The sequence below is a fragment of the Streptomyces sp. NPDC002773 genome (assembly GCF_040295605.1).
GTDB lineage: Bacteria > Actinomycetota > Actinomycetes > Streptomycetales > Streptomycetaceae > Streptomyces.
In genome coordinates this window covers 35569-55698 of record NZ_JBEOVO010000023.1, presented here as the reverse complement: position 1 = coordinate 55698, position 20130 = coordinate 35569, and the positions used below count along the sequence as shown (strand labels likewise).

Below are 20130 nucleotides of genomic sequence, written 5' to 3'. Positions count from 1 at the left end.
GTGGATACGGCCCGGCGACGGGCCGGGAACGCCCGGGGGCGGGAGGGTTCGGTCCCCGCCCCCGGACGTCGTCGGCTCAGCGCCAGCGACTGACCTCGACGTTCTCCAGGACGCCGAGCGCGTCCGGGACGAGGACCGCGGCCGAGTAGTAGGCGGTGACCAGGTACGAGATGATCGCCTGCTCGTCGATGCCCATGAAGCGGACGGAGAGGCTGGGCTCGATCTCGTCGGGGATGCCGGTCTGGTGCAGACCGATCACACCCTGGTCGGCCTCGCCGGTACGCATGCAGATGATCGAGGTGGTCCGGGCGTCCGACACCGGGATCTTGTTGCACGGGTAGATCGGCACACCGCGCCAGGTCGGGATGCGGTTGCCGTTGATGTCGATCGTCTCGGGCACCAGACCGCGCTTGTTGAGCTCGCGGCCGAAGGCGGCGATGGCGCGCGGGTGGGCGAGGAACAGCTTGGAGCCCCGGCGCCGGGAGAGCAGCTCGTCCATGTCGTCGGGGCTGGGAGCGCCGTCGTGGGGCTGGAGCCGCTGCTCGTAGTCGCAGTTGGAGAGGAGGCCGAACTCCTTGTTGTTGACGAGCTCGTACTCCTGGCGCTCGCGGAGCGCCTCGACCGTGAGCCGCAGCTGCTGCTCGGTCTGGTTCATCGGCTGGTTGTAGAGGTCGGCGACGCGGCTGTGGACCTTCAGCACGGTCTGGGCGACGCTCAGCTCGTACTCGCGGGGCGAGGCGTCGTAGTCGACGTACGTGTGCGGGACGACGGCCTCGCCGACATGGCCGGCGGAGAGGTCGATCTCGGCCTCGCCGTACTTGTTGGTGCGCTGGTGGGGCAGAGCGGCCACGCTCGCGAGGTGGGCGGCGAGCGAACCGGCCCGCTCCGCGAGGTTCCGCACGTCGTCCCGGGTGAGCTCCAGGACCGTACAGGCGGTGGCGGCGCGGGCGGACCACTCCCAGGTGGCCTCCGGGTCGACGAGGGCGACATCACCGAAGTGGGCGCCGTCGGCGAGGACGCCGATGACGGCCTCGTCGCCGTACGGTCCCTCACCGACCTGCTCGATCCTGCCGTGCGCGAGGAGGTGGACCCGGTCGGTCGGCTCGCCCGCGACGGCGATCACCTCGCCGGCCGCGTACTCCCGCTGGCGGCAGCGGGACGCCAGCTCGGCCAGGGCCTCCTCGTCCTCGTAGCCGCGCAGGACGGAGAGTTCGCCGAGTTCGGCGGGGATGACCGCGACGCGCTCTCCGGTCTGGACGAAGGTGACCTTGCCGTCACCCACGGAGTAGCTGAGCCTCCGGTTCACCCGGTACGTACCGCCCTGCACCTGGACCCACGGCAGCGCCCGCAGCAGCCACCGTGAGGTGATCTCCTGCATCTGCGGCGCCGACTTGGTGGTCGTGGCGAGGTTCCGCGCGGCGGCGGTGCCGAGACTCTGCTGCGGGGCCTGCTGCTCCGCGCGTACGTCGTCGCCAACCGAACCAACGGACATGGAACTCCCTCTCGTATGACTGAGTTGCGAGACGAAGCCTTTCAGCACGGAGCGTGTCGGCGCCATTACACATTCGAGTGGGACTGTTCGACGATCTTCGGGGCATGTCACGTGATTTCCATCCGAACAGCGGAGCCCCACCCGTCACGGGGAGCGGTGTCCGGATCGGCTCGCACACGGCCCGAACGGATGGCAGTGGAGTGGCGGACTCCGGTACTCCGGAAGCCCATCCCGTCCTCCGAAGGGAGTCGGTCATGTCCACCCCCATGTCCGCGAGCAGGTTCCTCGACGCGCTGCGCGACGAGGGCCTCGCGATCGTCCAGGTCGGCGACTGGTCCACCCACAACCGCAACCACAAGGGCCCCTGGGGCCCGGTGCACGGCGTGATGATCCACCACACCGTGACCCGCGGCACCGAGAGCACCGTCCGGATCTGCCGGGACGGCCACGACGCCCTGCCGGGGCCGCTCTGCCACGGCGTGATCGCCAAGGACGGCACGGTCCACCTCGTCGGCTACGGGCGCGCGAACCACGCGGGGCTCGGCGACGACGAGGTGCTCAGGGCGGTCATCGCCGAGCGGAGCCTGCCACGGGACGACGAGGCCACCACTGACGGCAACCGCCACTTCTACGGCTTCGAGTGCGAGAACCTCGGGGACGGCGAGGACCCGTGGCCGAAGGTCCAGCTGGACGCCATCGCCAAGGCGGCGGCCGCCCTGTGCCGGGTGCACGGCTGGACGCACCGCTCGGTCATCGGGCACCTGGAGTGGCAGCCGGGGAAGGTCGACCCCCGCGGCTTCACGATGGGCTCGATGCGGGAGCGGATCGCCGACCTCCTGCGCTGACCGTGCCGGCCGGCACGGACAATGGCCGGGTGAACGCGTTCGACCTCTCCCGTCTGCGGCCCCGGCTCCCCTCGCCCCTGGAGCCGGTGGAGGACGAGCGCTTCGCCCGGCGCGGGCTGACGCTGCTGCTCAAGCGGGAGGACCTCATCCACCCCGACCTGCCGGGGAACAAGTGGCGCAAGCTCGCCCTCAACCTGGGCGCGGCGGGCGGGCGTCCGGTGCTCACCTTCGGCGGGGCGTACTCCAACCACCTGCGGGCGACGGCGGCCGCCGGCCGGCTGCTGGGTTTCCCCACGGTGGGCGTCGTCCGGGGCGACGAGCTGGCCCGGCGCCCGCTCAACCCGTCCCTCGCGCGGTGCGCGGCGGACGGGATGCGGCTGGAGTTCGTGGACCGGGCCACGTACCGCGCGAAGAACGACCCGGGGGTCCTCGCGGCGCTCCTGGAACGGGCCCCCGCGGGCGCGTACGTCGTCCCGGAGGGCGGCAGCAACGCGCTCGCCGTCCGGGGCTGCGTGGAGCTGGGCCGCGAGCTCGCCGGCGCGGCCGACACGGTGGCCGTCGCCTGCGGCACGGGCGGCACCCTCGCGGGCCTCGCGGCCGGTCTCTCTCCCGGGCAGCGGGCGCTTGGCTTCCCGGTCCTCAAGGGCGGTTTCCTGGGCGGGGAGGTACGCGCCCTCCAAGAGGCGGCGTTCGGCGGGCCACGCGGCGCGTGGACGCTGGACGAGCGTTTCCACTGCGGGGGGTACGCGCGCACGTCCCCCGTTCTGGAGGCGTTCGCACGCGACTTCGAGGCGCGGCACGAACTCGCCATCGAGCGACTGTATGTGGCCAAGATGCTCCACGGCCTCACGGTCCTGGCGGAGGAGGGCGCGTTCCCTGCGGGCACCCGGCTCGCGGCAGTGGTGACGGGCGCCCCGGACGCGCCTCAGCCGCCCCCGGGGGGCGGACCTCAGCCGTCCGCCTCCTCGCGGTAGGCGGCGGCCTCCTCGAGGTCGAGGCGGCGGAGCAGGGTCCGCATCATCTCGTCGTCGATCCGCCGTGCGTCGCGCAGCCGTACGAAGACCTCGCGTTCGGCGTCGATCATCTCGCGCGAGATACGCCGGTAGGTGTCGTCCGCGGTCTCCCCCGTGACCTCGTTGACGGCCCCGAGCCGCTCCCAGACCGCGTTGCGGCGCCGCTCCAGGACGATGCGGAGCCGGTCGGCGAGGGGCGTCGGCAGGGCGTTGCGCTCGTCGGCGAGGAGCGCGTCGAGGCGTTCCTCCGCGGCCCGCGAGGCCTCGCTCTGCGCCTGCGCCTCGGCCAGGGTCTCGGCGTACCTGTCCCGCCCGGGGAGCTTCAGGAGCCGGATGAGGGGCGGCAGGGTGAGGCCCTGCACCACGAGGGTGCCGATGACGGTGGTGAAGGTGAGGAAGAGGACGAGGTTCCGGGCCGGGAACTCCTCCCCGTCGGCGACGACGGGGATGGAGAAGGCGATGGCCAGGGAGACCACGCCCCGCATACCGGCCCAGCCGACGACGAGCGGCGCCCTCCAGTCCACGCCTGGTTCCCGTTCCCTGACCCCGGCGGAGAACCACCGGGGCAGGAAGGTCGCGGGATACACCCAGACGAACCGGACGACGACCACGGCGGCGAAGACGCCGCCCGCGTACCAGGCCGCCTCGCCGATCCCGTACTGCCCGAGCCCCTGGACGACGTACGGCAGCTGGAGGCCGATCAGGGCGAAGACGGCGGACTCCAGGACGAAGGCGACCATCTTCCAGACCGCCTCCTCCTGGAGCCGGGTGGCGAAGTCGACCTGCCAGGCGCGGTGTCCCAGGAAGAGGCCGACCACGACGACGGCGAGGACCCCGGAGGCGTGGACCTCCTCGGCCGCCGCGTAGGCGATGAACGGGATGAGGAGGGAGAGGGTGTTCTGGAGCAGCGAGTCGCCGAGCCGGAGGCGGAGCCAGTGGATGGGGACCATGAGGATAAGGCCGACGCCGATCCCGCCGACGGCGGCGAGCGCGAAGTCGCCGAGGCCGCCGGCCCAGCTCACGCCCTCGCCGACGGCCGCCGCGAGGGCGACCTTGAAGGCGGTGATGGCGGTGGCGTCGTTCACGAGGGACTCGCCCTGGAGGATCGTGGTGATCCGGTTCGGGAGACCGAGCTTGCGGGCGATGGCGGTGGCGGCGACCGCGTCCGGCGGGGCGACCACCGCGCCGAGCACGAGGGCGGCGGTGAGCGGCAGGTCGGGGACGAGGACGTACGCGAGCCAGCCCACGGCCACGGTGGCGAAGAGGACGTATCCGACGGAGAGCAGGGCGACGGGCCGGATGTTGGCCCGCAGGTCGAGGTACGAGGAGTCGACGGCGGCCGTGTAGAGGAGCGGGGGCAGGATCAGCGGCAGCACGATATGCGGGTCGAGCGTGTAGTCGGGCATCCCGGGGACGTACGAGGCGACCAGCCCCGCGGCGACCAGGAGCAGCGGAGCGGGCACCGGGGTCCTGCGGGCGGCCCCCGCGATCGCGGCGCTCGCCGCCACCAGCGCCACCAGCTGCAGTGCGTTCATGCCCGTCCCCGTCGTGAGCCGCAACGTAACCTGGCCATCATGAGCGAGTGCCCCCATGTTGCAGAAATGCCGCGCCCCGAGCCGGTGCCGCTGGCCGACACCTGCCCCGAGTGCCTGGCGGACGGCACGCACCCGGTCCAGCTGCGGCTCTGTCTGAGCTGCGGGCACGTGGGCTGCTGCGACTCCTCGGCGGGGCGGCACGCGACAGGGCACTTCACCTCGACCGGGCACCCGCTGATGCGGACGTTCGAACGGGGCGAGGCCTGGCGGTGGTGTTTCGTGGACGGCGCGATCGTCTGAGCGGGTAGCGATGCCCCTTCTTGCCCCTGTTTGCCTGGGCGGTTCGATCCCGCGGCCGTACGGCCGTCCGGCGATTCGGCCGTCCGGCGATTCGCCCGCTCCCCGGGTGGGTACGTCACCCCTCCGCCGGTCGCTCGTTTCCGGCCCCCGCGAACCCTTGCCCACCGTCCGCATCCATGGCCCTACCACGGGTGATGACCGGCGGCCGGGGGGCGGCGGGGGTGGGAAGTTCGCGGCGACACGGCGGGACGGATCGCGATAGCGTCACGGCGGACCGCGCAGCCCCCTGCGTACCGCCCGGTTCGGGGGCCTCTCCCCCCGAACCCCGAATGAGCTTGTGCCACCTTGGAGGTGAGGGTGTCCCAGATCGCAGGCGAGCCCGGGACCCAGGACTTCGTGGAAGTCCGGCTGCCCGCTGCGGGTGCCTATCTGTCCGTGCTGCGTACGGCCACGGCCGGCCTCGCGGCGCGCTTGGACTTCACCCTCGACGAGATCGAGGACTTGCGGATCGCGGTCGACGAGGCCTGCGCCATCCTGCTCCAGCAGGCCGTGCCGGGATCCGTCCTCAGCTGTGTCTTCCGGCTGGTCGACGACTCCCTCGACGTGACCGTCTCCGCCCCGACGACCGACGGCCGGGCGCCCGAGCGGGACACCTTCGCCTGGACGGTGCTTTCGGCACTGGCCGGGAAGGTGGAGTCGTCGGTGGCCGAGGACCGTACGGTCTCGATCAGCCTGTACAAACAGCGCGGCGCGGGGCCAGGCCCGGCGTGAGGAGCGGGGACGCGACGGCCGGCATCCCTGAGCAGCAGGCGCGGCCGCATGAGGTCGCTATGCATGAGGTCGCTACGGAGCAGGCGGGCCAGATGAGCGAGCACGAGCAGCACCACGAGGTTGCCGAGACACCAGGCGTCTCCGAGGCCCCCCGGGGCCCCGCGCGTGTGGACGGCTCCCCCGAGACCTCGGGGACCTCCGGGACCGCAGGGGCTGCCGAAAAGTCGGAGGAGGCGGCGGAGGTCTCGGCCTCGGACGCCGACGAAACCGGGGACGACGCCGGGGACGGCGCCGGGGCTGAGGCTGAAGTCGGAACCGAGGCGGGAGCCGGGGCCGAGGCGGAAGCCGGGGCCGAGGCCGACGACGCCCCGGACGCCGTCCCCGCCGCCCCGGACCCGCACGACCGGAGCGGCGCCCGCGCCCTCTTCGTCACGCTGCGTGAGCTGCCCGAGGGCTCCCCCGAGAAGGCGGAGCTGCGCAACCGGCTGGTACGGATGCACCTGCCGCTGGTGGAGCACCTGGCCCGGCGCTTCCGCAACCGCGGCGAGCCGCTGGACGACCTGACCCAGGTGGCGACGATCGGCCTGATCAAGTCGGTGGACCGGTTCGACCCGGAGCGCGGGGTCGAGTTCTCGACGTACGCGACACCCACGGTCGTCGGCGAGATCAAGCGGCACTTCCGCGACAAGGGCTGGGCGGTCCGGGTGCCGCGCCGACTCCAGGAGCTGCGGCTCTCGCTGACCACGGCGACGGCGGAGCTCTCCCAGCAGCACGGCCGCTCCCCGACGGTGCACGAGCTGGCCGAGCGGCTCGGGATCTCGGAGGAGGAGGTCCTGGAGGGTCTGGAGTCGGCGAACGCCTACTCGACGCTCTCCCTCGACGTCCCCGACACGGACGACGAGTCCCCGGCGGTTGCGGACACGCTGGGCGCGGAGGACGAGGCCCTTGAGGGGGTCGAGTACCGCGAGTCGCTCAAGCCGCTCCTGGAGGACCTGCCGCCCCGGGAGAAGCGGATTCTGCTGCTCCGGTTCTTCGGGAACATGACCCAGTCGCAGATCGCGCAGGAAGTGGGCATCTCGCAGATGCACGTTTCTCGACTGCTGGCCCGGACCCTGGCGTCGCTTCGGGAGAAGCTTCTCGTGGAGGAGTAGTTCGTCAGGCTTCCTGACCGGGGCGCCGGATGCCGAGCGCCTCGGTCGTGGCCGGGTTCACCAGGAGGACGAGCCCTGCGACGGCCAGGACGCCGAGGGCGATGCCGGCCGGGATCATCGCGCTGTTCGCCTGGAGCATCTGCCAGGCGACCGGCAGGGCCAGGATCTGGGTGATCACGGCCGGGCCGCGGCTCCAGGAGCGGCGCAGCCACAGGCCGCGGGCGGCGGCGAGCGGGATCAGACCGAGTGCGACGAGCGTCACGGCACCCGTGAGGGCGCCGGTGAGGTCACCCGAGGTCCTGGTCAGGGCGTCCACCAGCATGTACACACCCCCGGCGACGAGTCCGAGGGCCTCGATACCGGCCACGGCCGCCGCGGCGGCGAGACGGGCGGGGCGGGGGGTCTGCTCCGTACTGCTCATACAGGGCAGGGTAGCGGGGGCCCGACCGCCGGGCTCGGGCGGCCGGTGGGGCCGGCGACCGGTGGGGCCGGCGGCCGGTGGGGCCGGGCGGCCGGTGGGGCCGGTGGGGCCGGGCGACCGGTGGGGCCGGTGGGCCTAGGTGGCCCGGGGCCCGGCGGCCGGGGCCCCGGGGCCGGATGTCCACGGGATGGCCGGGAGTGGGCCCGGTACCGCCGGGTAGGTACGCTGAAGCTCATGCGCGCACTTCTCGTGGTCAACCCGGCAGCCACCACCACCAGTGCCCGCACCCGTGACGTGCTCATCCACGCGCTCGCGAGCGAGATGAAGCTGGAGGCCGTCACCACCGAGTACCGCGGGCACGCGCGGGACCTCGGTCGGCATGCCGCCGACGCCGGCAACATCGATCTCGTCGTGGCCCTCGGCGGCGACGGCACGGTGAACGAGGTCGTCAACGGCCTGCTGCACGGCGGGCCCGATCCCGACCGGCTGCCGGGACTCGCGGTGGTCCCGGGCGGTTCGACCAACGTGTTCGCCCGCGCCCTCGGCCTTCCGAACGACGCCGTGGAGGCGACCGGCGCCCTGCTCGACGCTTTGCGTGAGCGGCGGGCACGCACGGTGAGCCTCGGTCTCGCCTCGGGGACGCCGGGCACGGAGGACGAGTCCGTCCCGTCCCGCTGGTTCACCTTCTGCGCCGGGCTCGGTTTCGACGCCAGCGTCATCGGCCGGGTCGAACAGCAGAGGGAGCGCGGAAAGAGATCCACGCACGCCCTCTATCTGCGCCAGGTGGCCCGCCAGTTCCTCGAGGACCCGAACCGCCGGCACGGCACGATCACCCTGGAGCGCCCCGGCGCCGAGCCGGTCGAGAACCTGGTCCTCTCCATAATCTGCAACACCTCCCCCTGGACCTACCTGGGCAATCGTCCGGTGTACGCGTCCCCGGAGGCCTCCTTCGAGACCGCGCTCGACGTGCTCGGACTGCGCCGTCTCTCCACCCCCGCGGTGGCCCGTTACGCCACCCAGCTGCTCACCTCGACCCCGGAGCGGGGCCCGCGTGGCAAGCACGCCGTATCTCTGCACGACCTGACCGACTTCACCTTGCATTCGAAGGTTCCCCTCCCCCTCCAGATGGACGGAGACCACCTCGGACTGCGTACGAGCGTGACGTTCACAGGCGTACGCCGTGCACTGCGTGTGATTGTGTGAGCGGAAGGGCCCAAAGTCCTTTCACTCGAACGTTTAGGCGCGCATCCACCCCTTAGAAGTACGGCTGTGACCTAGCCGACACCGAGGAATCAAAAAAAACTTTCCGGAAGGGGTTGTATCCGTTGCTGGGGTTTGGGAGTCTCTTCTTGGCGATCGGGACGGCCCGCAACACCGGCCTCCACTGAGAGCCAGAACCCCTCCTCAGTCTTAGGACCACACCAGTTCATCTGGCAGTCGGCCCTTCCCTTGCGGGGGGATTCGTGAAAGCGTTCACATTCACAAGCAACCAGCTTGTAACACCCTAGAGAGGTAGCAGCCATGGACTGGCGTCACAACGCCGTTTGTCGTGAGGAAGACCCCGAGCTGTTCTTCCCCATCGGCAACACCGGTCCTGCGCTGCTGCAGATCGAGGAAGCCAAGGCCGTCTGCCGCCGCTGCCCCGTCATGGAGCAGTGCCTGCAGTGGGCGCTCGAGTCCGGCCAGGACTCCGGCGTCTGGGGTGGCCTCAGCGAGGACGAGCGCCGCGCGATGAAGCGCCGTGCCGCTCGCAACCGGGCGCGTAACGCCAGCGCCTGACGCCCACCGACAGCCTGAGGCCAGCGGCGCACACATCGCGTGTGCAATCACCGCCCTTGAGTCGCAGCGCGCAGCAGTAACCCACAGCATTCGAGCCCCGGACCGATCTCCTTCGGTCCGGGGCTCGCTGCTGTCCGCCGCAGTGCCCTACCCCGCCGCGGTGTCCTGCTTCCGCCGCCGGGCCCCTACTTGTGCCGTCGCGTCCTACTTCTGCGGCTGTACGGGAATGTCGAGGACCACCTTCGTGCCGCGCCCCGCGCCCGGCACCATGTCGAAGGATCCGCCCAACTCCCCTTCCACCAGGGTCCGTACGATCTGGAGGCCGAGGTTTCCGGCGCGCTGCGGGTCGAAGCCCTCGGGCAGACCCCGGCCGTCGTCCTGCACCGTGATCAGGAGCCGGGCCTCGGGCCTGGACTCGCCACGGACGGCGGTGACCTCGACGGCGCCCTCGTCGCCCGGGGCGAACGCGTGCTCCAGGGCGTTCTGCAGGACCTCGGTGAGGACCATGGAGAGCGGGGTCGCGACTTCGGCGTCGAGAATGCCGAAGCGGCCGTTGCGCCGGCAGGTGACCCTGCCCGGTGAGATCTCGGCCACCATCGCGATCACCCGGTCGGCGATCTCGTCGAACTCCACCCGCTCGTCCAGGTTCTGGGACAGCGTCTCATGGACGATGGCGATCGAACCGACGCGCCGTACGGCCTCGTTGAGGGCCTCGCGGCCCTGGTCGGAGTCCATCCGGCGGGCCTGGAGGCGCAACAGGGCGGCCACCGTCTGCAGGTTGTTCTTCACCCGGTGGTGGATCTCCCGGATGGTGGCGTCCTTGGTGATCAACTCGCGCTCGCGGCGACGCAGTTCGGTGACGTCCCGGAGCAGGACGAGCGAACCGATGCGGGTGCCCTTGGGCTTGAGCGGGATCGCCCGCAGCTGGATCACTCCGCCGTTGCCCTCGACCTCGAACTCGCGCGGCGCGTAGCCGGAGGCGAGCGTGACCAGGGCCTCGTCCACGGGGCCGCGGGAGGGGGCGAGTTCGGTGGTGATCTGGCCGAGGTGCTGGCCGACGAGGTCGGCGGCGAGACCGAGCCGGTGGTACGCCGAGAGGGCGTTGGGCGAGGCGTACTGGACGACGCCCTCGGCGTCCAGGCGGACGAGGCCGTCGCCGGCGCGGGGCGAGGAGTCCATGTCGACCTGCTCGCCGGGGAACGGGAAGGTGCCGGCCGCGATCATCTGGGCGAGGTCGGAGGCCGACTGGAGGTACGTGAGTTCGAGCCGCGAGGGGGTACGGACGGTCAGCAGGTTGGTGTTGCGGGCGATGACGCCGAGGACCCGGCCCTCACGGCGGACGGGGATGGACTCGACCCGTACCGGCACCTCCTCGCGCCACTCCGGATCGCCCTCCCGGACGATCCTGCCCTCGTCGAGTGCGGCGTCGAGCAGCGGGCGGCGGCCGCGCGGGACGAGGTGGCCGACCATGTCGTCCTGGTAGGAGGTGGGGCCGGTGTTGGGCCGCATCTGGGCGACGGAGACGTACCGCGTGCCGTCGAGGGTCGGAACCCAGAGCACGAGGTCGGCGAAGGAGAGGTCGGAGAGCAGCTGCCACTCCGACACCAGCAGGTGGAGCCACTCGAGGTCGGAGTCGCTCAGGGCGGTGTGCTGGCGGACGAGGTCGTTCATGGAGGGCACTGTGCGAGCGTACCTGCGGAATAAAGAGGCGGTGAACCTGGATCTCCGGGCCTTCGTGCTGGAGGATGGGCCATGAACGACCGCGTACGTGTGGATGGACAGACAAGAATGGTCTAGTCCACAATGACGCTACAGACCTCCATCCTCCCCGCACAGGAGGATGGAACGAGGTACCCGACGCTCTCTGCCCTGACTGCGTCGAGACCTCCCACAACGGCCGAGGGACCGCACACCCCCGGCCGGAGCAACTCCGGGCTGCGGTGCCGGGCGGGCTGAGGGTCCCGCCAGGCGCCGCGGCCCGCGGGTGTTTACGGGGCTGTGCACGGGGGCCGCTTACGGGCCTGCGTACGCGGGCTGCTTACGGGCCTGCTTCCGCCGGTGCGCGCACAGGGGCCGCCGGCCACGCCCGCATCGCCGTCTCGGCCACGGCCGCCAGTTCCTCCGCCGTCGCCCCGTCGCGGGCCTGCTGGGACATGCCCTGGAGGACGGCGCCGCTGAAGCGGGCGAGCGCGCGGGCGTCGGTGTCCGCGGGCAGTTCGGCCGTCTCGACGTCACGGCGGATGCGGGCCTCGAAGGACGCCAGGTTGGCGTTTCTGCGCGCCCTCAGGGACTCCTCGACCTCCGGGGTCGAGCAGTTGGTCGCGGCGGAGATCATCAGGCAGCCGCGGGGGTGGCCGGGCTCCGTGAAGAGTCCGGCCGCCTCGTCGAGCATCCGGCCGATGGCGCCGCGGGCGGTGGACTCCTCCGCGAAGGCCCGGCCGCCGTACGAGCCGTACGAGCCGGCATAGGCCTCGACGACCTCTTCGAACAGCGTCTTCTTGTCGCCGAAGGCCGCGTAGAGGCTGGGGGCGCTGATGCCCATGGCGCGGGTGAGGTCGGAGACGGAGGTCGTCTCGTAGCCGTGCTCCCAGAAGGCCATCGTGGCCTGCTCCAGGGCCGTGAGCCGGTCGAAGGAGCGGGGGCGGCCGCGCTGTGTCCTCACCATGGAGTGAATTCTATAGCGTCCGATACGGAAGTGGGGTACGGTCTTTACATAACGACCGCTACAGAAATGAGGGGGGCGTCGTCATGGGCGTGCTCGCAGGACGAACCACGGGACAGACGGCCGGGAAGCTGGCGGGGAAGACGGCACTCGTGACGGGTGGCAGCCGCGGCATCGGGCGGGGGATCGCCGAGCGGCTCGGTCGCGAGGGGGCGCGGGTCGCGGTGCACTACGGGAGCAACGAGACGGCGGCCAAGGAGACGGTCACGGCGATCGAGGCGGCGGGGGGCGAGGCCTTCGCGATCGGGCGGGAGCTGGGGACGCCGGGGGACGCGGCGGCGCTCTGGGCGGCCTTCGACGAGGTCGCGGACGGCCTGGACATCCTCGTGAACAACGCCGGGATCGCGGCGAGGAACGCGTTCGCGACGATCGAGGAGGAGGAGTACGACCGGATCTTCGCGGTCAACACGAAGGCCCCGTTCTTCCTGGCCCAGCAGGGCGCGGAGCGGCTCCGGGACGGCGGACGGATCATCAACGTGTCGACGGGCCTGAGCAAGGCGGCCGTCATGCCGGAGACGATCGCGTACGCGATGTCGAAGGGCGCGCTCGACGTGTTCACCAGCTATCTCTCGAAGGTCCTCGGGCCGCGCCGGATCACGGTCAACGCGGTGGCGCCGGGGATCGTGGACACCGATATCAACGCGGCCTGGCTGCGGGGCGACGACGAGGCCTGGGCGGGGGCCGCGGCACTCTCGGCGCTCGGCGGGGTCGGCACCCCGGCGGAGATAGCGGACGTGGTGGCGTTCCTCGCCTCGGACGACGCCCGCTGGGTGACGGGCCACTGGATCGACGCGACGGGAGGCTCTCTGGCCTGAGGTCTCGGCGGCGGCGAGAGGGGCGGTTCGGCGCTGTCGAAGGCGGGGTAGGCGGGGCCTTCGCGGTTCGAGTGGCTGGGGGGACGGGGGCGGCCGACGATGGAGGCGGCGGGGGCGTCCCGGGGAGCGGAACGGCATGAGGGGCAGGCCCCTCCTCTGCTAGATTTGACCTTAGATTGGTCTATACCACGGTCCTTCAGCAGCCCCTCATCAGATCGGCAGGCACAGCGTGGAAGTTGTCATCGTCAAGGACGCCAAGGCAGGCGGCGAGCTCATCGCGGACGGCATCGCCGACCTCCTGCGCCGCAAGCCCGACGCGCTGCTCGGCGTGGCCACCGGATCCACCCCGATCCCCATCTACGACGCCCTGACCGCCCAGGTCCGGGCCGGATCCGTGGACGCCTCCCGGGCCCGGATCGCCCAGCTCGACGAATACGTCGGCCTGCCCGCCGGCCACCCCGAGTCCTACCGCTCCACCGTCCTGCGCCAGGTCGTCGAACCCCTCGGCCTCTCCCCCGACGCCTTCATGGGCCCCGACGGCTCCGCCGACGACGTCCAGGCCGCCTGCGAGGCCTACGACAAGGCCCTCACCCAAGCCGGCGGCGTCGACCTCCAGATCCTCGGCATCGGCACCGACGGACACATCGGCTTCAACGAGCCCTGCTCCTCGCTCGCCTCCCGCACCCGGATCAAGACGCTGACCGAGCAGACCCGCGTCGACAACGCGCGGTTCTTCGACAACGACATCGAACAAGTCCCGCACCACGTCATCACCCAGGGCATCGGCACCATCCTCGAAGCCCGCCACCTCGTCCTGCTCGCCACCGGCGAAGGCAAGGCCGAAGCCGTCGCCCAGACCGTCGAAGGCCCCATCGCCGCACTCGTGCCGGCCTCCGCACTCCAGCTCCACCCCCACGCCACCGTCGTCGTCGACGAGGCCGCCGCCTCCAAGCTCAAGCTCGCCGACTACTTCCGCCACACCTACGCCAACAAGCCCGCCTGGCAGGGCATCTGAGCAGGGTGCCTGAACCGCCCGGATTCCCCTGGGGACAGTGAAGGGGCCCGGCACCTGTTCAGGTGCCGGGCCCCTTCGCGTACGACGGGAGTCGGAGGCGTCGGTCTGGCGTCGGTCAGGCGCCGGTTCCGACGACGGCCTCCGCGGCCGCGCGGCCGCAGACCCGGGCCGCGCCGTGGGTGGCGATGTGCAGGGCCCCGCGGGGCTCCGCCTCGTTGAGGCCCATCTCGACCACGACGGTGTCGGGGCGGGCCGCGACCAGGCCGTCCAGGGCCTCGGTCATCCACGGGTGCCGGTGGGCGTCGCGTACGACCGCCACGATCCGCCGCTCCCCCGCGGCGGACAGGACGGCGTCCACGGAGGGCTGGTCGTACGAGCCGGTCTCCGTGCCGGGGAGGAGCCGCCCCAGCTCCGCCGCGATGCCCCAAGGCGTCTCGTCGCCGACCGCGAAGTTCGCGATCGGGGTGAAGGAGGCCACGTAGGGAGCGCTGGTCATCGGTGCGTGGGGCCGCTCCCCCCGGGTCACCTTCAGGGCCCTGCGGGCCGCCACGAGTCCGATGTCGGCGCCGGGCGCGGTCCCCTCCTGCACTGCCGCGCCCGGCCCCGACCCAGCCCCCCTGGCCCGGTGCGCCTGGGTCCAGGCCGCCAGGGCGCGCACGCGCGCCGCGGCGTCGGCCAGCCGCTCCTCGGGCAGTTCACCGGTCCGTACCGCGCTGACGAGCGCGTCGCGCAGCTGCAGCACGGTGTCCTCGTCGCACAGCCCGCCGCCGACGCAGATGGCGTCGGCGCCCGCGGCGATGGCGAGGACGGAACCGCGCTCGATGCCGTACGTCGCCGCGACGGCCTGCATCTCCATGCCGTCGGTGACGATCAGCCCCTCGAAGCCCAGTTCCTGGCGGAGCAGACCGGTGAGGATCTGCGGGCTCAGAGTGGCCGGGCGGTGCGGGTCGAGCGCGGAGAGCAGGATATGCGCGCTCATGACCGCCTTGGTACCCGCGGCGACGGCGGCGCGGAAAGGCACCAGCTCACGGGTGTGCAGTGTGGCGAGGTCCACATCGATCCGGGGCAGGGCGTCGTGGGAGTCCACGTTCGTGTCGCCGTGTCCGGGGAAGTGCTTGGTGCAGGCCGCGACCCCGACGCCCTGGAGGCCGTCGACGTACGCCACGGTGTGCCGGGCGACCAGGTCCGGGTCCGGCCCGAAGGAGCGGACGCCGATGACCGGGTTCTCGGCGTTGGAGTTGACGTCGGCGGAGGGCGCCCAGTTGAGGTCGACACCGCACGCGGCGAGCCGGCGGCCGAGCTCGCGGGCCACGGCCCGGGTGAGCTCGACATCGTCGACGCTGCCGAGGGCGTAGTTGCCGGGGAAGGACGAACCCTGCTTGACCTCGAGGCGGGTGACGTCCCCGCCCTCCTCGTCGATGGCGACGAGGACGTCGTCCCGCTCGGCCCTCAGCTGCGCGGTGAGCGCGGTGAGCTGCTCGGGGCTGACGATGTTCCGGCCGAACAGGCCGACCGACGACAGACCCTCGCCGATGCGCCGGAGCAGCCAGTCGGGCGCGGTGGTGCCGACGAAGCCGGGCTGGAGCACGGTGAGCGCGTCACGGGTCAGGGTGTCCGTGCCGTGTACGAGTGTGGTCATGGAGCCCTTATCCCTTCACCGCGCCGGCGGTCATGCCGCCGACGGCCTTGCGCTGGAGGAAGAGGAAGACGAGGAGCACGGGGAGTGCGAAGAGCGTGGAGGCGGCCATGGTGGCGCCCCAGTCGCTGCCGAACGCGGTCTGGAACTTGGTGAGCCAGAGCGTCAGGGTCGCGGACTCGCTGTCCTTGTTCAGCATGAGGATCATGGCGAACTCGTTCCACGCGGTGATGAAGCCGAAGAGCGAGGTCGACATCAGGCCCGGGGCGAGCAGCGGGAAGATCACCTTGCGGAACGCCTGGGCGCGGGTGCAGCCGTCGATCTGCGCGGCCTCCTCCAGTTCGACCGGGACGGCGGCGATGAAGCCGCGGAGGGTCCAGATCGTGAAGGGGAGGACCATGACGAAGTAGATGAGCGTGAGCATCGGGATGCTGTTCAGCATGTCGTTCTCACGGGAGATCATGTACATCGCGATGACCATGACCTCCCAGGGGGCCATCTGCGCCATCATCACGATGAGGACGATGCCCTTGCGTCCCTTGAACCTCAGGCGGGCGATCGCGAAGCTCGCGGCCAGGGCGACGACGAGGGCGAGCAGCACCGCGCCGATGGTGACCATGAGGCTGTTGGTGACGTACGTCCAGAAGAGGTCGACGCCGGTCGCCGTCGTGTAGTTCTCGAACGTCGGCGTGAAGACGAAGACGGGGTCCTTCGTCATGATCTCGTGCTGCGGCTTCAGCGAGGACGAGAACATCCAGTAGACGGGGAAGACGAACACCACCGCGATCACGAGGGCGCTGACGTTCTTGGCGACCGTGCCGACCGTGAGCGGCTTCCTGGTGCGCAGCTTCTGCGGAGTCTGGGTGGTGGTGCTCACAGCTCCTCCTCCTGCTTCAGGATCAGGCGGAAGTAGAAGGACATGACCGCGATGAGCATCACGATCGTCAGGATGGAGATGGCGGCGGCGACACCGTAGTGGAACTGGCCGACGCCCTCGATGTAGGCGTAGACCGGGAGGGTCTCGGAGCCGCGGTCGGGGCCGCCCTGGTTCATCGCGTAGACCTGGGCGAACGCCTTGAAGATCCAGATGATCTCCAGGAACGTGGTGATCATGAAGAAGGACTTCAGGTTGGGGAAGACCACGGCCCAGAAGGTCCGCCAGCCGCTGGCGCCGTCCATCCTGGCGGCCTCGTACAGCTCGGACCCGATGGTGGTCAGGCCCGCGTACATGTTGAGGGCGACGAAGGGGACGGAGCCCCAGACGAGCAGGAGCAGGATGATGACCAGGGTGGAGAAGCCGGTCTCGAACCAGTTGTGCTGCTCGTAGCCGGAGAAGCCGAGGGTGCGCATCACCCAGTTCGCGACACCGAACTGCTCGTCGAAGAGCCAGCGGAAGACGGTGACGGACGCGATGATCGGCATGGCCCAGGCGAACATCAGGGACAGCGAGAGGACCAGCCGCATCTTCTTGCCGAGGCGGTTGAGCAGCAGCCCGATGCCGGTGCCGATCGCCATGATGAGGGCGACGTTGACGGCCGTGAAGACGACGCTTCGGACGGCGACGGACCAGAAGTGCGAGTCGCCGAGGAGGTCGGTGTAGTTCTGGAAGCCGATCCAGACCGTCTCGCGGGTGATGAACTCCTTCCGGTTGAGCTGCTGGAAGGAGAGGAGCACATTGCGGACCAGCGGGTAGAGCAGCAGCACCGCCATGGAGAGCAGGGCCGGCGCGACGAGCAGGTACGGCAGCAGCCCGCTGGGCAGGGAGCGTCTGCCGCGCGGAGGCTGAAGGACTTCCTTCGGGCCCGAAGGGGGTGGCGGAGTCTGGGACTTCTCTGCCGCCCTCCCGGGCGCGTCCTGGGGACCGGCGGTCGCCGTCCCCTGGGAGTCCACGGTCATGGTCTTATTCCTCGCGGTTCTGGGGCTCCCGCGCCCACCGGGGCACGGCCCGGGGGAGCGGGCCGCTGATCACTGCATCGCTGCAAAAGCGCCGGTGGTGCGGCCGGTGCGCTACCGGCCGCACCACCGGGCTACGGATTACTGCTGGTTGATGCGCTCGTTGATGACCTTGTCGGCCGCTTCACCGGCGGACTTGGCGTCCGCGCCCTTCAGGACCTTGGTCATGTAGTCCTTGATCGGGTTCGGGGCGGTCTCGACGTTCGCCCAGCCCGGGGTCACCGGGGTGACCTTGCCGGAGGCGGACGAGAGGGCCATGGCCTCGGCGAAGGAGCCCGCGGCCGGCTTGAACTGCGCGGAGTCGGTGTTCGGAAGCAGCGCGCCCTCGGTGGCGGCGGCGTACTTCGTCATGAACTCCTTGCCGGCGGCGAGGGCCAGCCACTCCTTCGCGAGGTCCTTGTTCTTGGAGCGCTCGGCGATGGCGAGGTTGGAGCCGCCGAGGAAGACGGAGCCCGGCTTGTCGGCCGTCTTGCCCGGGATCGGGAAGTAGCCGAAGTCGGCGGTCTTGCCGGCCTTCTTCATGGCGTCGATCGCGCCGCCGGCCTCCCAGCCGAGACCGATCCAGGACGCGACGCCACCCTTGGGGATGATGTCGGTGGACTGCTGCGGGGTCGCCTCGTCCTTGTCCTTCGGAGCGGTGGAGTAGGACGCCAGCTCCTTGTAGAAGTTCATGGCGGTGGCGGCCTCGGGGGAGGACAGGTTGCCCTTCCACTGCTCGCCGTCCTTGACGGCGAGGTCGCTGCCCTCGTCCCAGATGAGGCCGGCGAGGACGTACCAGGACTGGCCCGGCAGGTAGATCGCCTGCGACTTGGGGTCCGAGGCCTTGAGCTTCTTCAGGCCGTCGATCCACTCGGCGCGGGTCTTCGGCGGGGTGACCCCGGCCTTCTTGAAGGCGGCCTTGTCGTAGACGACGACGCGGTTGGCGGCGTACCACGGGGCGGAGTACAGCTTGCCGTCCAGCTCGCTGGAGGCGACCATGCCCTTGTTCCAGGCGTCGTAGCCGAGCGTGGCCTTGTCACCCGAGAGGTCGGCGAGACCGCCGGTGACCGCGTAGCCCGCGGTCTGGGTGTTGCCGAGCTCCAGGACGTCCGGCGGGGTGTCCTCGGAGAGGGCGGTGGTGACCTTCTCCTGGATGCCGTTCCAGATCTGCTTCTCGACCTTGACCTTGACGCCCGGGTGCTTGGCCTCGAACGCCTTGTTCACCTCGGCCATCCACGGGTCCGGAGCGGAACCGTCCATGACCCAGACCGTCAGCGTCTTGTCGCCCCCGGCCGACGCCTTGGCGCCGTCCTTGCCCTTGTCGCTGTCGGAACCACACGCCGCGATAGAGACCATCATGCCCGCGACGCCGATCGCCGCGATGAGCTTGCGCTTCACGCCACCCTCCTCAGGGATGCTGCAACCCCTGCCCACCGCGCGAAGACATACGTCGGGTAGTGCTCGTGGGGCTGGGACCTGGTCTTTAATGGTTTAGACCAGTACCCGGAGCTTGGCCTAGACCTTTAGGGGTGTCAAGGGTGTATAAGAAGGGCAGTCGCGTCCGTTATCGGACCGACACCTGAGGTAGGGCGACGACCCGTGACCGGTCCGTGCCACCATGTGAGCCGCTACAGACGGAGGAGCCGGTGACGGCAGCAGCACAGGAGTCGGGAAGGCAGGCCATGGCCACGGACGCGGGCAGCACGGAGACGGAGGGTGGGGCCCCCACCCGCACCGCGCGCGTGCCCAAGTACTACCGACTCAAGCGGCATTTGCTCGACATGACGGAGACCCTGCCGCCCGGCACGCCGGTCCCGCCCGAGCGCACACTCGCCGCCGAGTTCGACACCTCGCGGACCACCGTCCGCCAGGCCCTCCAGGAGCTGGTCGTCGAGGGCCGCCTGGAGCGCATCCAGGGCAAGGGCACGTTCGTGGCCAAGCCCAAGGTCTCGCAGGCCCTGCAGCTCACCTCCTACACGGAGGACATGCGCGCCCAGGGCCTCGAACCCACCTCGCAGCTCCTCGACATCGGATACGTCACCGCCGACGACACCCTCGCCGGGCTGCTCGACATCTCGGCCGGCGGCCGGGTGCTGCGCATCGAGCGCCTGCGGCTCGCGAGCGGCGAGCCGATGGCGATCGAGACCACCCACCTGTCGGCGAAGCGCTTCCCCGCCCTGCGCCGCTCCCTCGTGAAGTACACCTCGCTGTACACCGCGCTCGCCGAGGTCTACGACGTGCACCTCGCCGAGGCCGAGGAGACCATCGAGACCTCCCTCGCCACCCCGCGCGAGGCCGGGCTGCTCGGTACGGACGTGGGCCTGCCGATGCTGATGCTCTCCCGCCACTCGCTCGACGCCGACGGCGAGCCGGTGGAGTGGGTACGGTCCGTCTACCGCGGCGACCGGTACAAGTTCGTGGCGCGCCTCAAGCGCCCCAACGGCTGAACGGACGGCCCGCGCGCCGGGCCGCAGTGGGACGAGGGGGGCCGCCGAGGAATCGGCGGCCCCCCTCGTTCCGTGTTTCGGAGTCCGCGCGCCTCGGCACCTTGTGCACGGCAGGAACGTGACACCCCCCGCGAACCCGCTGGTGGGCCCGGCCCCCGGGGGCGGCTCCCCCGGTGGCGCCTAACGACCGGGCGGTTGCTGCCAGTGGCCGAGCGCTGACAGCACCCCCTCGTACGAGGATTCTTGAACGTGTCGA

At 70.8% G+C, this 20130-nt stretch carries 19 protein-coding genes; 10 read left to right on the top strand and 9 right to left on the bottom strand.

All coding sequences use genetic code 11. The annotated features are described in order from the left end of the window. Positions 1-76: 76 nt before the first annotated feature. Positions 77-1492, bottom strand: coding sequence for a family 2B encapsulin nanocompartment shell protein (locus ABT034_RS24960; RefSeq protein WP_351218811.1), 1416 nt, complete (start codon positions 1490-1492; stop codon positions 77-79). A gap of 254 nt (positions 1493-1746) precedes the next feature. Here ABT034_RS24960 and ABT034_RS24955 point away from each other — a divergent pair, with 254 nt between their 5' ends. After that, positions 1747-2337 (top strand): N-acetylmuramoyl-L-alanine amidase, encoded by a 591-nt coding sequence (locus ABT034_RS24955; protein WP_351218809.1) that lies wholly within the window; start codon positions 1747-1749, stop codon positions 2335-2337. Between the two features lie 29 nt (positions 2338-2366). After that, positions 2367-3311, top strand: a complete 945-nt coding sequence (locus ABT034_RS24950; RefSeq protein WP_351218807.1) for a 1-aminocyclopropane-1-carboxylate deaminase/D-cysteine desulfhydrase — start codon at positions 2367-2369, stop codon at positions 3309-3311. Here ABT034_RS24950 and ABT034_RS24945 read toward each other — a convergent pair. Continuing rightward, positions 3287-4885, bottom strand: coding sequence for a Na+/H+ antiporter (locus ABT034_RS24945; protein WP_351218805.1), 1599 nt, complete (start codon positions 4883-4885; stop codon positions 3287-3289). The two genes, ABT034_RS24950 and ABT034_RS24945, sit on opposite strands and share 25 nt — an antisense overlap. 39 nt (positions 4886-4924) lie before the next feature. On the opposite strand from ABT034_RS24945, the gene ABT034_RS24940 reads away from it, so the two are divergent. The 3 genes from ABT034_RS24940 (at position 4925) to ABT034_RS24930 (ending at position 7107) form a co-directional block, all read left to right on the top strand. After that, positions 4925-5185 carry a UBP-type zinc finger domain-containing protein gene (locus tag ABT034_RS24940; RefSeq protein ID WP_351218803.1) on the top strand — a complete coding sequence of 87 codons (261 nt, stop codon included), beginning with the start codon at positions 4925-4927 and terminating at the stop codon, positions 5183-5185. Positions 5186-5542: 357 nt separating this feature from the next. Further along, on the top strand, positions 5543-5956 hold the full coding sequence (locus ABT034_RS24935) for an ATP-binding protein (protein ID WP_015036094.1): 414 nt from the start codon (positions 5543-5545) through the stop codon (positions 5954-5956). Further along, on the top strand, positions 5953-7107 hold the full coding sequence (locus tag ABT034_RS24930) for an RNA polymerase sigma factor SigF (RefSeq protein WP_351218801.1): 1155 nt from the start codon (positions 5953-5955) through the stop codon (positions 7105-7107). Before ABT034_RS24935 ends, ABT034_RS24930 begins: the two co-directional genes overlap by 4 nt. Positions 7108-7111: 4 nt before the next feature. Here ABT034_RS24930 and ABT034_RS24925 read toward each other — a convergent pair whose 3' ends face one another. Continuing rightward, the gene (locus ABT034_RS24925; protein ID WP_351218799.1) at positions 7112-7528 is read right to left on the bottom strand and encodes a hypothetical protein; all 417 of its coding nucleotides are present in this window, start codon (positions 7526-7528) and stop codon (positions 7112-7114) included. Positions 7529-7762: 234 nt separating this feature from the next. Between ABT034_RS24925 and ABT034_RS24920 the strand changes: the two genes are divergently transcribed. Together ABT034_RS24920 and ABT034_RS24915 are read left to right on the top strand one after the other, a co-directional pair. Next, positions 7763-8731, top strand: coding sequence for a diacylglycerol/lipid kinase family protein (locus tag ABT034_RS24920; RefSeq protein ID WP_351218797.1), 969 nt, complete (start codon positions 7763-7765; stop codon positions 8729-8731). A gap of 318 nt (positions 8732-9049) precedes the next feature. Continuing rightward, on the top strand, positions 9050-9307 hold the full coding sequence (locus tag ABT034_RS24915; protein ID WP_003953983.1) for a WhiB family transcriptional regulator: 258 nt from the start codon (positions 9050-9052) through the stop codon (positions 9305-9307). Between the two features lie 204 nt (positions 9308-9511). On the opposite strand, the gene ABT034_RS24910 is transcribed toward ABT034_RS24915, so the two are convergent. Further along, a complete protein-coding gene (locus ABT034_RS24910) occupies positions 9512-10978 on the bottom strand; it encodes a sensor histidine kinase (protein WP_351218795.1) in 1467 nt (488 codons plus the stop codon). Positions 10979-11345: 367 nt separating this feature from the next. Continuing rightward, on the bottom strand, positions 11346-11972 hold the full coding sequence (locus ABT034_RS24905; protein ID WP_351218793.1) for a TetR/AcrR family transcriptional regulator: 627 nt from the start codon (positions 11970-11972) through the stop codon (positions 11346-11348). 83 nt (positions 11973-12055) lie between these two features. Here ABT034_RS24905 and ABT034_RS24900 point away from each other — a divergent pair, with 83 nt between their 5' ends. Both ABT034_RS24900 and nagB read left to right on the top strand, forming a co-directional pair. Beyond that, positions 12056-12844: an SDR family oxidoreductase gene (locus ABT034_RS24900; RefSeq protein ID WP_351218791.1), complete on the top strand. Its 789-nt coding sequence runs from the start codon at positions 12056-12058 to the stop codon at positions 12842-12844. A gap of 229 nt (positions 12845-13073) precedes the next feature. After that, a complete protein-coding gene (gene nagB / locus ABT034_RS24895) occupies positions 13074-13859 on the top strand; it encodes a glucosamine-6-phosphate deaminase (protein WP_351218789.1) in 786 nt (261 codons plus the stop codon). A 115-nt stretch (positions 13860-13974) separates the two neighbouring features. Here nagB and ABT034_RS24890 read toward each other — a convergent pair whose 3' ends face one another. The 4 genes from ABT034_RS24890 to ABT034_RS24875 all read right to left on the bottom strand — a co-directional run bounded on the left by ABT034_RS24890 (position 13975) and on the right by ABT034_RS24875 (position 18825). Then, complete coding sequence (locus ABT034_RS24890; RefSeq protein ID WP_351218787.1) at positions 13975-15498, bottom strand: glycoside hydrolase family 3 protein; 1524 nt, start codon at positions 15496-15498, stop codon at positions 13975-13977. Positions 15499-15505: 7 nt separating this feature from the next. Then, the gene (locus ABT034_RS24885; RefSeq protein ID WP_502973043.1) at positions 15506-16372 is read right to left on the bottom strand and encodes a carbohydrate ABC transporter permease; all 867 of its coding nucleotides are present in this window, start codon (positions 16370-16372) and stop codon (positions 15506-15508) included. Then, a complete protein-coding gene (locus ABT034_RS24880; protein WP_351218785.1) occupies positions 16369-17391 on the bottom strand; it encodes a carbohydrate ABC transporter permease in 1023 nt (340 codons plus the stop codon). The genes ABT034_RS24885 and ABT034_RS24880 overlap by 4 nt, the downstream gene beginning before the upstream one ends. Before the next feature lie 138 nt (positions 17392-17529). Beyond that, the gene (locus tag ABT034_RS24875) at positions 17530-18825 is read right to left on the bottom strand and encodes an extracellular solute-binding protein (RefSeq protein ID WP_351218783.1); all 1296 of its coding nucleotides are present in this window, start codon (positions 18823-18825) and stop codon (positions 17530-17532) included. Between the two features lie 284 nt (positions 18826-19109). Here ABT034_RS24875 and ABT034_RS24870 point away from each other — a divergent pair, with 284 nt between their 5' ends. Beyond that, entirely contained in the window at positions 19110-19874 is a 765-nt protein-coding gene (locus ABT034_RS24870; RefSeq protein ID WP_351218913.1) for a GntR family transcriptional regulator, read from the top strand. Positions 19875-20130 lie beyond the last annotated feature (256 nt).

What these genes read in the sequence shown, in the direction of transcription:
- ABT034_RS24960 (WP_351218811.1), bottom strand. Translation starts at nt 1,492, where the DNA reads ATGTCCGTTGGTTCGGTTGGCGACGACGTACGCGCGGAGCAGCAGGCC.
- ABT034_RS24955 (WP_351218809.1), top strand. Translation starts at nt 1,747, where the DNA reads ATGTCCACCCCCATGTCCGCGAGCAGGTTCCTCGACGCGCTGCGCGAC.
- ABT034_RS24945 (WP_351218805.1), bottom strand. Translation starts at nt 4,885, where the DNA reads ATGAACGCACTGCAGCTGGTGGCGCTGGTGGCGGCGAGCGCCGCGATC.
- ABT034_RS24940 (WP_351218803.1), top strand. Translation starts at nt 4,925, where the DNA reads ATGAGCGAGTGCCCCCATGTTGCAGAAATGCCGCGCCCCGAGCCGGTG.
- ABT034_RS24925 (WP_351218799.1), bottom strand. Translation starts at nt 7,528, where the DNA reads ATGAGCAGTACGGAGCAGACCCCCCGCCCCGCCCGTCTCGCCGCCGCG.
- ABT034_RS24920 (WP_351218797.1), top strand. Translation starts at nt 7,763, where the DNA reads ATGCGCGCACTTCTCGTGGTCAACCCGGCAGCCACCACCACCAGTGCC.
- ABT034_RS24915 (WP_003953983.1), top strand. Translation starts at nt 9,050, where the DNA reads ATGGACTGGCGTCACAACGCCGTTTGTCGTGAGGAAGACCCCGAGCTG.
- ABT034_RS24910 (WP_351218795.1), bottom strand. Translation starts at nt 10,978, where the DNA reads ATGAACGACCTCGTCCGCCAGCACACCGCCCTGAGCGACTCCGACCTC.
- ABT034_RS24905 (WP_351218793.1), bottom strand. Translation starts at nt 11,972, where the DNA reads ATGGTGAGGACACAGCGCGGCCGCCCCCGCTCCTTCGACCGGCTCACG.
- ABT034_RS24900 (WP_351218791.1), top strand. Translation starts at nt 12,056, where the DNA reads ATGGGCGTGCTCGCAGGACGAACCACGGGACAGACGGCCGGGAAGCTG.
- ABT034_RS24890 (WP_351218787.1), bottom strand. Translation starts at nt 15,498, where the DNA reads ATGACCACACTCGTACACGGCACGGACACCCTGACCCGTGACGCGCTC.
- ABT034_RS24880 (WP_351218785.1), bottom strand. Translation starts at nt 17,391, where the DNA reads ATGACCGTGGACTCCCAGGGGACGGCGACCGCCGGTCCCCAGGACGCG.
- ABT034_RS24870 (WP_351218913.1), top strand. Translation starts at nt 19,110, where the DNA reads ATGGCCACGGACGCGGGCAGCACGGAGACGGAGGGTGGGGCCCCCACC.